The 13154-nt window shown below is 45.0% G+C and carries 9 protein-coding genes; 5 read left to right on the plus strand and 4 right to left on the minus strand.

Features of this window, described 5'->3' with window-relative positions; all coding sequences use genetic code 11:
* Positions 1 to 43: 43 nt before the first annotated feature.
* Positions 44 to 1237, minus strand: coding sequence for a glycine C-acetyltransferase (locus ACVA53_RS02210; protein WP_255044940.1), 1194 nt, complete (start codon positions 1235 to 1237; stop codon positions 44 to 46).
* A 215-nt stretch (positions 1238 to 1452) separates the two neighbouring features.
* Here ACVA53_RS02210 and ACVA53_RS02215 point away from each other — a divergent pair, with 215 nt between their 5' ends.
* From ACVA53_RS02215 to malZ, 3 genes are all read left to right on the plus strand, one after another.
* On the plus strand, positions 1453 to 2376 hold the full coding sequence (locus tag ACVA53_RS02215; protein WP_255044941.1) for a LysR family transcriptional regulator: 924 nt from the start codon (positions 1453 to 1455) through the stop codon (positions 2374 to 2376).
* A gap of 201 nt (positions 2377 to 2577) precedes the next feature.
* Positions 2578 to 3027, plus strand: coding sequence for a DUF4174 domain-containing protein (locus ACVA53_RS02220; protein ID WP_255044942.1), 450 nt, complete (start codon positions 2578 to 2580; stop codon positions 3025 to 3027).
* A gap of 136 nt (positions 3028 to 3163) precedes the next feature.
* Entirely contained in the window at positions 3164 to 5017 is a 1854-nt protein-coding gene (gene malZ / locus ACVA53_RS02225) for a maltodextrin glucosidase (protein WP_373689560.1), read from the plus strand.
* 67 nt (positions 5018 to 5084) lie between these two features.
* On the opposite strand, the gene ACVA53_RS02230 is transcribed toward malZ, so the two are convergent.
* Positions 5085 to 6992, minus strand: a complete 1908-nt coding sequence (locus tag ACVA53_RS02230; protein ID WP_255042779.1) for an ATP-binding protein — start codon at positions 6990 to 6992, stop codon at positions 5085 to 5087.
* 461 nt (positions 6993 to 7453) lie between these two features.
* On the opposite strand from ACVA53_RS02230, the gene ACVA53_RS02235 reads away from it, so the two are divergent.
* A complete protein-coding gene (locus tag ACVA53_RS02235) occupies positions 7454 to 8893 on the plus strand; it encodes a glyceraldehyde-3-phosphate dehydrogenase (protein WP_255042778.1) in 1440 nt (479 codons plus the stop codon).
* A gap of 11 nt (positions 8894 to 8904) precedes the next feature.
* Here the strand turns inward: ACVA53_RS02235 and ACVA53_RS02240 are convergent, their stop codons facing one another.
* Together ACVA53_RS02240 and ppsA are read right to left on the minus strand one after the other, a co-directional pair.
* Positions 8905 to 9060 (minus strand): hypothetical protein, encoded by a 156-nt coding sequence (locus tag ACVA53_RS02240; RefSeq protein WP_255042777.1) that lies wholly within the window; start codon positions 9058 to 9060, stop codon positions 8905 to 8907.
* Between the two features lie 65 nt (positions 9061 to 9125).
* On the minus strand, positions 9126 to 11489 hold the full coding sequence (gene ppsA, locus ACVA53_RS02245) for a phosphoenolpyruvate synthase (RefSeq protein ID WP_255042776.1): 2364 nt from the start codon (positions 11487 to 11489) through the stop codon (positions 9126 to 9128).
* 755 nt (positions 11490 to 12244) lie between these two features.
* On the opposite strand from ppsA, the gene ppsR reads away from it, so the two are divergent.
* Positions 12245 to 13078: a posphoenolpyruvate synthetase regulatory kinase/phosphorylase PpsR gene (gene ppsR, locus ACVA53_RS02250; RefSeq protein ID WP_255042774.1), complete on the plus strand. Its 834-nt coding sequence runs from the start codon at positions 12245 to 12247 to the stop codon at positions 13076 to 13078.
* The last annotated feature ends 76 nt before the right edge of the window (positions 13079 to 13154 follow it).

Consider the following 13154-nt stretch of genomic DNA (forward strand, 5'->3'; position numbering starts at 1 on the left):
GTACTTTGCCAGCCCTTGGCCCTTGAACTACTGGATAATGGGATTAAATAATACCCATGTCCTTGCCCACTTCGATGAAGGCATTGATCGCTTTATCAAGCTGCTCTGGAGTGTGTGCTGCTGACATTTGAGTACGGATACGTGCCTGACCCTTTGGTACAACAGGGAAAGAGAAACCGACAACGTAGATACCCTTCTCAAGCGCACGCTCAGCGAACTCAGCGGCAACTTTTGCATCACCTAGCATAATTGGGATGATAGCGTGATCTGCACCGCCCATTGTGAAGCCAGCAGCTTCCATACGAGTACGGAATTGTTCTGCGTTTGACCATAGGCGGTCACGCAGATCGCCACTTTCTTTTAGTAGATCGATAACACGGATAGACGCATTAACAATTGCAGGAGCAACAGAGTTAGAGAACAGGTATGGACGAGAACGCTGACGTAGCCAGTCGATCACTTCTTTCTTACCTGATGTGTAACCGCCTGAAGCGCCACCCATTGCTTTACCTAGCGTACCCGTGATGATGTCGATACGGTCAACAACATTATGGAACTCGTGCGTACCGGCACCGGTTTTACCCATAAAGCCAACAGCGTGAGAGTCATCAACCATAGTCAATGCGCCGTACTTATCTGCTAAATCACAGATAGCTGGAAGGTTAGCCACAACGCCGTCCATTGAGAACACGCCGTCAGTTACGATTAGCGTATGACGTGCACCCGCTTCTTTCGCAGCAATCAATTGCTGTTCAAGCTCTTCCATGTTGTTGTTCGAGTAACGGAAGCGCATCGCTTTACATAGACGAACACCATCAATGATTGACGCATGGTTCAGGGAGTCAGAAATGATTGCATCTTCTTTGCCAAGAATAGTTTCAAACAAGCCCGCGTTGGCATCGAAGCAAGACGTGTAAAGAATGGTGTCTTCTTTACCCAAGAATGTTGATAGTTTCTGCTCAAGCTCTTTGTGAATGTCCTGAGTACCACAAATAAAACGTACAGACGCCATGCCGAAACCGTGCTGATCCATACCGGCTTTACCCGCTTCAATAAGCTCAGGATGGTTAGCAAGACCAAGATAGTTGTTTGCACAGAAGTTCAACACTTCTTCGCCAGTACTGATAGAAACAGCAGCTTTCTGCTGAGAAGTGATAATGCGCTCAGACTTGTACAGACCTTCAGCTTTTACTTCTTCGATTTGCTGATTGATTTGATCATAAAATGCGGCAGACATGATGTTCCTCACAATAATATCGTTCAACCGGCTGCCACCAATTGACATCCGGAACAAACACACGGTGAAACCGTCTATTTGAGCAATATTTCCATTTATAGATTAGGTGATTTACCTGCAATTATTGCAATTTCACAGGATCTTTGAACTTTAGCCATTCTAATCAAACCGCAATCGGACTATTATCCCCTCTCGTGGAAAAGGTCTCGTGAATTATGGACACAAATAAACTTATTGCCTTAATGCCTGAACTGGCAGTATTTAAAATTGTTGTTGATGAAGGCAGTTTCACTGCAGCAGCAAGAAAGCTGGGAGTGACACCTTCAGCTCTGAGCAAGCAATTGTCCCGACTGGAGCAAACCCTATCTACCAAGTTGCTTGAGCGTACCACCAGAAAACTGGTGATTACCGAGTCGGGTAAAGGTATCTACAACCAATGCGGCACCTTATTGGAAGCAACCAAACAAGCCGTCGAGTTCACGATCTCTGAGCACGAAACGCCATCAGGTTCGCTCACTGTGGCGGCGCCCAAAGCTTTTTTAAGCATTGTTTTACAACCTATGGTATTGCCGTTTCTTACTCAGTACCCGGAAATCGAGTTAAAACTCAAAGCGCGCGATGGCGATATCGACTTGATATCTGAAGGCATTGACGTGGTTTTTCGACTGACGGAAAAACCAACCGAAGGGTTAGTGCTCAAGCAAATGGGTAAAGTGAGCCTGAGCCTATGTGCCAGCCCCGAGTACCTCGACCAAAGAGGCATCCCTACCCATCCAACCGATCTGTTGCAGCACGATTGTCTTTACCTTGGTGAAACACCAACTGATCATATTTGGGACTTTGTCCAAAATGGGGAGATGCACACGATCCCAGTCTCGGGCCGTTATGCTGTCAATCACTCACAGATGCGTCTGCGTGGTGTAATGGATGGCCTGGGTATCGGTATTTTCCCAGACTTTGTGATCAAAAAAGCACTGGCTGAGGGTGACGTGAAACCGGTGTTGGAAGATTGGACTATCAAAGGTAACTACCAAGGCGATATTGCACTGCAATTTGCCCAAACTAAGTTCATGCCCGCTCGGCTGCGGGTCTTTATCGACTATGTCGCCGAGCACATGGCGACGTACACAGTGTCTTGAAGTAGGTAACCCCTGCTTTATCTGTCTCATTCGCCACCACCACAATCTTCAGAGTCATATATACTAAAAGGCATAACAATGAGACAACACTCGCAGTTTTGATCCAATCCGACAAGAATGTCGTTAGTTATTGGCAGCAGCGCTGACTTTTCACAGCGCCATCACCGGCTTTCCACCTTAGCATCAGGAAGGAAGACGACAATGAACCAGCTGTTAACAAACCTATTGGCGATAATTATGGTTGTTTTTAGTATTAACGCCTTTTCCTACCCTACAGGCTCCATGCATTGGAACCACCGTAGCATCTTGTATTTTGCCCCCGAAAAAGATCAGCATGTAAATACATTTATCAAAGAATCACTGATGCATGACTGCATGCTTCAAGAGCGGGATATCGTGGTGGTGGTCATGACCAAAGACGGCTTTAATAAGCCTACCGATGTTTTTAGCCCGGAAGATGTCGTTCGCTTGGAAAAGCTCTACAACATATCCCGAGACTCTCATACCGCTATTTTGATTGGTAAAGACGGATTGGAAAAGCATCGCTGGAACGAACAAACCAACTGGCAACACATTTCTCAATTGGTCGACAATATGCCAATGCGTAAAAAAGAAGTTGCATATACATCGAACAGCCGCTGCTCTATTTAGCTGCGGCCTAATACCAAACTCAGTGATATTCTACGCCCCCTGCTACGCCTAAAACTTTTGCTTCAGGAGGATTCTATTTTCTTGTAAAAGCAGTAAAGTAGCAGGAACATCGACTTCTGAGGGCGGAATAACAATGATGACTAAGCCTTTTTTGTACCACGGACAGGACACCCACTGGGTAACGGTTTCAGAACACGCCTTAACCCTAACGTTTGCCAGTGAAGCTGACACGCTGATTTCCACTATCTTTATTCGTTGCGAGCCAGACAACGAAGAGTTGCTCATAGACATGGAAAAAGGGAGAGCCGAAGGTAGACTCCAATACTGGCATGGCCAAATACCTCTTAACCAAGATAAAGCCTTAACCCATTACTGTTTCAAAATTATGCAGAATAGTCGCCAATGGTGGCTCGACAGTAAAGGGATTAGCCCTCGAATGCCTGGCAGAGAATCACATTTCAAATATAACGCCCAGCACCAACCTCCAGCGTGGGTCAAAAGTCAGGTGTTCTACCAAATATTCCCAGACAGGTTTAACAATGGCGATCCATCTATCAGCGTTGTGGATAACGAGTACTGCCTAAAAGGTAATGAACGACCAACTATCGCCAAAAAGTGGGGCGCGCCGGTATCGGATTCTCATGACAGCAACGGGCCGAATGAATTCTTCGGCGGTGATCTAAAGGGAGTTGAAGATAAGCTGGATTACCTGGAAAAACTTGGTATTACGTCACTGTACTTGAACCCTATTTTCCAAGCACCGAGCAATCACAAGTACGATACCACTGATTACACCCGTATCGACCCGCACTTGGGTAACAATGCGCAGTTTGCTGATATGGTTGAAAACCTCCACCAGCGCAATATGAAAATCGTGCTGGATGCAGTTTATAACCACACGTCGGTCAACCATCCATGGTTTAATCGCTACCAAAAGACACAAGAAACACCCGGCGCATTTGGCAACCCTGACTCCCCTTTCCGCAGTCATTACCAATTCGACGGTGACAGTGAACATTACATTGGGTGGAAAGGCATAGATAGCTTACCAAAGCTCAATTTCTCAAATCCAGAAGTCCAAGATTATATCTATGCCGGTGACGATGCCGTTATCAAGCAGTGGCTTCGTCCGCCGTACAATATTGATGGCTGGCGTTTTGATGTTATCCATATGCTAGGTGAAGGTGTTGGCGCTGCCAACAATGCCCATTATGTCAAAGCCTTCCGAGATGCTGCAAAATCTGTCAATCCAGACTGTTATGTTTTGGGTGAACACTTCTTTGAAGCCACCAGCTGGCTGGAAGGCGATCAAGAAGATGGTGCCATGAACTACTACGGCTTTGCACATCCGGTAAGAGCTTTCTTCGCCAACAAAGATATTGCCTACCATAACTGTAAAATTGATGCTGCCGAGTTTGCTGATTGGCTAGAAGAAGTTCGCGGTAAAGTGCCATGGCAAAACCAACTGGCACAGCTTAACCAGTTGGACAGTCACGATACTATGCGCTTTTTGACGACATTGAACGGTGACCAAGACACCATGAAACTGGCTCTACTGATGTTGTTTACCTATGTTGGCACACCGTGCATTTACTACGGCACAGAAGTCGCGCTAGAAGGAGGCCATGATCCGGATAACCGCCGTTGCTTCCCCTGGGATCGAACTGAAGAGCCTAGTTCGACATACGACTTTGTTAGCAAGCTTATCGCGAACCGTAAGTCCCATCTGGCTTTACAGGAAGGAAGCCTTCATTGGCTGCATGCCGAGCAACAACAACTTGCCTACGCCCGTACTCTGGGCGATGAAAAACTGCTGACTTTGATCAATAACAGCGAGTCATCAAAAGCACTGACCCTTTCTGTTTGGCAGTTAGGCATAGCTGATGATACCGTTCTAAAAGAATTGATCACCGGCGATGAGTGGGAGTGTAAAGATGGGGTGCTAAACATCACTCTTGCAGGGAAAGAAGGCCTACTCCTGACGTTGTAACGTCGGCTTTTACTATTACATAACATCATTCAATAAGCCCTTACTGTCACTTCATAGTAAGGGCTTTTTAACTAACTGCATTCGTGCTGAGTACACCTAGCAGAGTGCTAAAAAAATTAATTTTAATAATGGGTTTAGCGAGATAAGCATCCATCCCCGCATCAAAACAATGCTGCTTTTCACTTTCCATAACATTCGCTGTTAATGCAATAATAGGAACCTGACTGCCATTGTTCGTCTTGCGTATTATCGCCGTCGCTTCCAAGCCCCCCATCTCCGGCATTTGGCAATCCATCAAAATCAAATCTGGAGTGCAGGTTTTCATATAATTGACAGCTTGAACACCATTTTCGACCACATCAATGTTCGTTAACCCCATAGACTTAAGAAAAGCGATAACCAGTTGCTGGTTCACGGGGCTATCTTCCGCAACTAAAATTCGAGTATGAGCAAACTGGGATAAGTCGCATTCTGTACTATCTAGCCTCTCCAACGGATTGACATCACTGATTGATAACGCTTTTTCCATAGATATTCGAAAATAAAATTCCGTTCCCTCACCTTCTTGGCTGATCACACTGAGTTTGGTCCCCATCAACTCACATAACCGACTTGAAATACTCAGCCCAAGACCAGTACCACCATATCGCCTAGAAATGGAACCGTCTGCTTGAGTATATGATTCGAAAATACTTTCAATTTTATCAGCCGAGATCCCAATACCACTATCACATACCCGAATGCATAGCTCCGCCTCATGAGGTTTATCCTGTAAGATCTCTACCAATACATTAACAAAGCCGCGATCAGTAAACTTGACCGCATTCCCTAATAGATTCGTAATAACTTGACGTAAATGCTGCTCATCGCCGTTAAAGTAACAGTCTTTTTCAGGCGGTAAGCTAATATTCAAATCAAGCTTTTTTGCTTTAGCATCCAAATGAACGGTTTTGACACATGAGTAGATAAGTTGGCTCATATTAAAAACTGTTTCTGATACTTCAACCTTGCCGTTTTCAAGTTTGGAATAACTCAAAATTTCATTAATAAGGACTAATAAGGAACACGCTGATTCTCTAATGTACTCAACCTGCTGACTTGCTTCTTGATCTAAGTTTTGCTGTTGCAAGCACTGCACGAAACCAATAATGCCATTCATCGGCGTTCTGATTTCATGGCTCATATTTGCCATGAACTCGCTTTTTACTCTGATAGCTTGATCCAACTGCTCGGCCTGGGATTCTAACGCCTGATTGAGTTCTAATAACTTTTTGTTTCTAAAAAATAACTTCGCATCAGAAGCTTGTACTTTTCTCGCTAAACACCCTACCTCACTATCCGACTCTGTGAATTCGAGTAAACTGACTTCCCCTTTACCAACCAAAGAGAGTTGCTCTGTGATTACAGAAATAGGTTTAGTTACACGGGTATAAACGTAATAAAGAATAAAGCACAGCATAAGAATAAAGGGGAGAGAGAGCTGAAATAAAGAGAACAGTAAATCTTTTACTGTATAAGAGCCTCGATAATACACGGCATATTGGGCAATAATTTCACCATCAAACAACATATCGCTGACAATATTGAAATAAAAGCCTGAATTTAATATCCCTGCTTGCTTAACGTCGATAGCCGAAAAATCACTAGCAAGACTATTCTGATAGCTATGGGTCAACTGGCCTTCAAGGTCAAAAATACTCACCGCTGAAATTTCATCATAATTAGAGTAAAAACGGTTTAGCTTAATTGAACTTTCATGATCAGGTCTTAAAAACGTATCTATAACCAGCGGTGAAGATGTATTCATTAGCACCTCAACTTCCTTTGTCACACGTTTTACATTTTCTTGATAGGTAAAAAGCAGTGACACAAACATTGAGGCCAGCATAATCAAGCCGATAACAACAAAAAGCCTGCGAGCCAATACACCTTTTGTACACATTGTGACCGCTGTCTTTCTTCGACTCTCTGCCATCTTATTGCTTCCCCTCCAGTTCAACCGGCATCGTTCTCATGGCCTACCCTCTTTGCTATCTAAGCCAACGGCGTACCTTCTGAGTATTAAGTAACCCCACGTCTTATTTAAAAGGCAAGAAACGCACCAATTTAGCAATGAAGTAATCCGTTGTTTATAAAGGAGTAGTTACGGTGGTAAGCATCCATTAACCGATAGATTCAATTTGAGAGTCAAATTGCTAAGCGTATTTGTTAACGTCCAAAAATAAGTATCATCATTTTTTACGGGCCACAGATTCAAAGCAGTGAAAATCTTGCGTCACATCACTGTTTCAACTTGCGGCAGATCACATTTACAAGCCGTTAATTTTACTAGGATAAAAACCGCGCTAACGTTACACTTCCCGCCATAAAATTATAACAAAAACATTACAAACCGCTCTGCGGTCTCTTCCCTAACGTGAAAGGTCCAAACTAACGATGAGTCCAGAAAAATACCTTCTAGACTGGCAAACAAGCCAAACCAATGCCGAATCTATTTCACCGCTACTGGGTCAGCTATACCGGCAAAAAGGCGTTGAAGTCCTCATGTTCGGCAAACAAATCGTCAATACCTCAGTCATCGATATCGTTAAATCTCACCGTCTTTCCCGCCGCTACACAGGCTCTGAGCTTTCCCCAGCACAAACACTGCCTCTGATCCAAGCACTCTCGACGCTTGATCTTTCGCCTTGCCGTGTGGATATAGGCCAGCTTGCGCACAGCTACTGGTCAAACAACGAAGATGAAGCCAATATCAGTGATTACCTGCAAACGGCATTACTTGAATCACTAAATAGTAGCCAGTCCGTCGAAACCCGTGATGTTGTTCTCTATGGCTTTGGCCGTATCGGTCGCCTACTTGCTCGTCTACTGGTCGAAAAAAGTGGTCAAGGCTACCCACTTCGCCTTAAAGCGATTGTAGTCCGTGGCGGCAAAGGTGGTGATTTGGAGAAACGAGCCAGCCTACTACGTCGTGACTCAGTGCATGGACCATTTAATGGCAGCATTACCGTCGATGAAAAGCGTAAGGCTATTATCGTCAACGGCAACTACATCCAAGTGATTTATGCCAATAGCCCAGCAGATGTCGATTACACAACATTCGGCATTCACAATGCGCTTGTGGTAGACAACACAGGTATGTGGCGTGACCGTGAAGGATTAAGCCAGCACCTAGGTTGCAACGGTTCGGAAAAAGTACTGCTTACGGCCCCGGGTAAAGGTGATTTGAAAAATGTCGTTTTCGGCGTCAATGAATCAGAGATCCAAGAAGACGATACCATCGTTTCGGCAGCAAGTTGTACAACCAACGCCATTACCCCGATCCTTAAAGCGATCAATGACAAATACGGCATTGATTCCGGTCATATCGAAACAGTCCACTCATTTACCAATGATCAGAATCTCATTGATAACTTCCACAGCGGCGAACGTCGTGGTCGTTCAGCATCACTGAACATGGTGCTGACTTCTACCGGTGCGGCAAAAGCGGTCGCCAAAGCCTTGCCAGAGCTATCAGGAAAATTAACAGGAAATGCGATTCGGGTACCAACACCCAATGTTTCGATGGCGGTTGCTAACCTGAACCTCAATAGTGTTGCAGAAAAAGACGAGCTTAATGCCTACCTGCGAGATATGGCGCTCAACTCGCCACTGTCAGGCCAAATTGACTATACAGAATCAACAGAAATCGTCTCGTGCGACATTGTAGGCTCACGCCATGCTGGTGTTGTTGATGGCGCGGCAACCATCGCCCAAGATAAACGCTGTGTCCTGTACATCTGGTACGACAATGAATTTGGCTACAGCTGCCAAGTTGTCCACTGCATGGAGCAGATGATGGGCGTGCGTTACAAGACTTACCCCGAAGTGAAATAGGTTTAACCTGATCACCTCAAGCGGTTGGCTGAAGAAAAGTTAGTCGCTTGGGTATATTTCCCTTCCATCACAATAATAATATTCCTAGCAAACTTTGCCGCCATATTTTCTGGCGGCTTTTTTTGCCTACCAACAAAAAGCTCGCCTTTGCAGCGAGCTTTTTTCAACTTAACGGCCTAGCTCTTATACCAATCTGGATAAGTAGTTGATCAAGTATTTATGTAGGTTGGTATTACTTATTGCCTAAATGTAACCATGTCTCAACGACCGTATCTGGATTTAGGGAAACCGAATCGATTCCCTGCTCCATCAACCAATCGGCTAAATCATCATGATCCGATGGTCCTTGTCCGCAGATCCCAACATACTTACCAGCTTTATTTGCTGCTTTAATTGCCATCGCCAGCATTGCTTTAACTGCTTCATTTCGCTCATCAAACATATGGGCAATTTCACCAGAGTCTCGGTCGAGTCCCAAGGTCAATTGCGTCATATCATTGGAGCCAATAGAAAAACCATCAAAGTACTTGAGGAAATCCTCTGCCAAAATGGCATTGGAAGGCAATTCACACATCATGATCACCTTCAACCCATTTTCGCCGCGGCGCAGATCGTACTTTGCCAATATATCAATCACCGAGGCCGCCTCGCTCACGGTGCGGACAAATGGGATCATGATTTCAACGTTTTTCAGCCCCATGGTTTCACGAACTCGCTTAATCGCCTCACACTCTAGGGCAAAACAATCTTGAAATTGCTCTGAGATGTAACGCGATGCCCCACGAAAACCGATCATCGGGTTTTCTTCCGTAGGCTCGAATTTCACACCACCCACCAAATTGCGGTATTCATTCGATTTAAAGTCAGACATACGAACAATCACGCGTTTTGGCCAGAAGGCCGCCGCCAATGTTGAAATCCCCTCTGTGAGTTTCTGAATATAAAACTCAACCGGATCTGGATAACCGCTGATTCGCTGATCTATTTCCGCTTTCAGCTCATCAGACTGGTGTTCGTAGTTGAGCAAAGCTTTCGGGTGGATACCGATCATTTTGTTAATGATAAACTCCAACCTTGCTAGACCAACCCCTTCGTTAGGAATGCAAGCAAAGTCAAAGGCTCTATCTGGGTTGCCGACATTCATCATCACTTTCAGTGGCAAGTCCGGTAGGTCATCAACGGCCGAGCGGCGCACTTCAAAGTCCAACTCACCTTCGTAGATGTAGCCTGTTTCACCTTGAGCACATGACACTGTCACTCGCTGACCAGTTTGCAGCAGCTCAGTCGCGTTACCACAACCGACCACAGCTGGAATACCTAACTCACGAGCAATAATCGCTGCGTGGCAAGTACGTCCGCCACGGTTAGTGACTATCGCCGCCGCTTTTTTCATCACGGGTTCCCAATCAGGATCCGTCATGTCAGCAACCAGTACGTCTCCCGCTTGTACCTGATCCATCTGTGACAGGTCGGAAACCACGCGAACTTCACCACTACCAATTCGCTGGCCAATCGCTCGGCCCTCAATCAATGCATGACCCGTTCCATTGAGATGGAAACGCTCCATCACAGTGGCATCATCGCGTGAGCGTACCGTCTCAGGTCGCGCCTGCACAATCAATAGTTCTCCGGTGATCCCATCTTTGGCCCACTCGATATCCATTGGTCGACCATAGTGTTTCTCGATGATCAGCGCTTGCTTGGCCAAGGATTCAATTTCTTGATCGGTTAAGGAGAATTGCGATTGCTCTTGTTTCGAGGTATCAAGAATTTCAACCTGCTTGCCTAAAGACCTATCGTCGGTATAAACCATTTTCAGCAATTTTGAGCCAATAGTACGCCGAACAACCGCTGGATTACCGGCCTGTAAAGTTGGTTTGTGAACATAGAATTCGTCAGGGTTCACAGCCCCCTGGACAACCATCTCACCAAGACCCCAAGAAGAGGTAATAAATACCACTTGGTCAAAGCCGGACTCGGTATCCAAGGTAAACATCACACCAGATGACGCTTTATCCGAGCGAACCATGCGCTGGATCCCCGCTGACAGAGCAACCCCTTTGTGATCAAACCCTTGGTGAACGCGATAAGAAATGGCACGGTCATTAAATAACGATGCAAACACATGTTTCACCGCTTCGATTACCGCATCGATACCACGCACATTGAGAAAGGTTTCCTGTTGGCCCGCAAAAGAAGCATCGGGTAAGTCTTCCGCGGTTGCTGAAGAGCGAACAGCCACCGACAGCATGTCATCCCCCTGAGCCAGCTCTAGGTAACATTCACGAATATCTTGCTCAAGCTCCTGTGGAAACGGTGCTTCAAGGACCCAATTTCGGATAGTCTCGCCCGCTTGCTGCAAGGCATTTACATCTTCAACATCGAGCTCGTCGAGTAGCTGGTAAATGCGCTCGTTGAGTGCGTTTGCTTCCAAGAACTGATTAAAGGCATATGACGTTGTTGCATAGCCATTCGGTACTTTTACCCCCGCATTAGCCAAGTTCGCCACCATCTCGCCAAGAGATGCATTCTTACCACCGACCTTATCAACATCGTTCATTGACAAAGCATCGTACCAGACAACATTCTGTTGCACGGCAATTCTCCTTATTGGATTCAACAGTTTAAAGCAGGTAACCCTTTAGTAAACAATTGCTTTTTGCTGCAAAAAAAAAGCAAAAAATGTCAATTTTTCGAGCAAACCGTCAATCATGTCTCCTTAAGCGTACTTCAACGGATGTTCACGTCAGTAAAGTACAGTTACCTTGTAAGGTTATTGTTATAAATATAAGCGCTAAAAATTCTGTCAAATTTTTCCATTTTCAATGGCTTGAAAATGTATATGTATATGCAATAACTCTGGATATTCACGCATACATAAACACTTTCACCTTTGATGAAGGAGTGCATAACACAACAATTATGCTTTGTAGCACTTAACTTCCGCTTTCAGTTTTTCACCTCTAATAAAAATTATCTAGCAACACATCAAAAAATTTTGAACCTCATCAGGTTTTTGATCTGGCTCAATATTGGTAGACCTTTGAGATGCTCGCAGTGAAATAATTTTTTAACCTTTAAAATCAACAATATAATTAACTCACCAAGTGAATATCAATGAATTTAGATTAATAAAAAGACAAGCAACATCAACAATACTTGCGCTCATACAAGAGCCTTATCTCCGTTATAAAAGCAATCTTTGTAAAAACCTATAAAAGCCAATGTGACATTATCGTTTACAAGATCGCAGCAAAGTGTGATGCAAAAGATAGAAAGTTCGCTAACAGGTGATTATATTGAGTGCTATTAGTCATGCCGCTAAAAATATTTTCAAGGATTAAAATTTTAATGCAATCCAAAACCAATTTACGTGACGTATTCTATGTTTCTGACGGTACAGCGATTACCTCGGAAACCCTTGGCCACGCCGTACTGGGGCAATTCGACATCACAACGCGACAGATGACTCTACCTTTTGTTGAAAGCGTTGAACGTGCCAACAGTGTGAAGCAACAGATCAACCAAGCTTATGAAAAAACAGGGGTTGAACCGTTAGTGTTCTACTCGATTGTACTTCCAGAAGTAAAAGCGATCATTGAGCAGAGTAACGCCCACTTTTACGATGTCCTCAATGCGCTGGTAGCGCCATTGAGTGAAGATTTACAACTAGCACCACAACCGCAGTTACAACGCTCTCATAGCATTGCCAAAGATGCCGACAGCTACCAAGACCGGATTGCGGCTATCGAATACACCCTCGCCCACGATGACGGCGTATCGCTCAACAATCTAGAGCAAGCCGATGTTATTCTTCTTGGTGTATCACGCTGTGGAAAAACCCCGACTTGCCTCTACCTTGCGATGCAGTTTGGGATCAGGGCGGTCAACTATCCCTTCATTGCAGAAGACATGAGTAAACTCCGCCTCCCCAAAGCCATTGAGCCTTATCGTTATAAAACCTATGGACTCACCATCGACACAGAGCGCTTAGTCGAAATCCGCCACGAGCGTTACGCCAATAGCCACTATGCAAGTGTTGAGCAGTGTGAAAGCGAGCTGGGCAAAGTTGAAGCGATGTTCCGCCGCGAGGCTATCCCATACCTCAATACCAGTCGCCTTTCAGTCGAGGAGATAGCCACTCGTTTGCTCGATATTAGCGGCCTTAAGCGTAAGATGTGCTGACTCGGCCTTTAGGTTGTCTCAATGTTTGTTTATCGGCGAGTATTCTGTTTTTTACTACTCGCCGTCGTTACTGAGG

The organism is Photobacterium sp. DNB23_23_1, assembly GCF_052873815.1.